1 rRNA gene is annotated in these 323 nt (G+C 52.6%); it reads left to right on the plus strand.

Features of this window, described 5'->3' with window-relative positions:
- Positions 1-323 (plus strand): 23S ribosomal RNA (locus A7985_RS25520); the annotation flags it as partial.

A 323-nucleotide genomic window follows, 5' to 3' on the forward strand; every position in this document is an offset into this window, starting at 1 on the left:
GGCTAAAACAGCTAGGAGGTTGGCTTAGAAGCAGCCATCCTTTAAAGAAAGCGTAATAGCTCACTAGTCGAGTCGGCCTGCGCGGAAGATGTAACGGGGCTAAACATACCACCGAAGCTACGGCTGCGAACTTTGTTCGCGGGGTAGGGGAGCGTTCTGTAAGCGGCTGAAGGTGAACTGTAAGGTTTGCTGGACGTATCAGAAGTGCGAATGCTGACATGAGTAACGATAATGCGGGTGAAAAACCCGCACGCCGGAAGACCAAGGGTTCCTATCCCATGTTAATCAGGGTAGGGTGAGTCGACCCCTAAGGCGAGGCTGAA

It is taken from the genome of Pseudoalteromonas luteoviolacea (genome assembly GCF_001696455.1).
In the GTDB taxonomy this organism is placed as follows: domain Bacteria; phylum Pseudomonadota; class Gammaproteobacteria; order Enterobacterales; family Alteromonadaceae; genus Pseudoalteromonas; species Pseudoalteromonas luteoviolacea_C.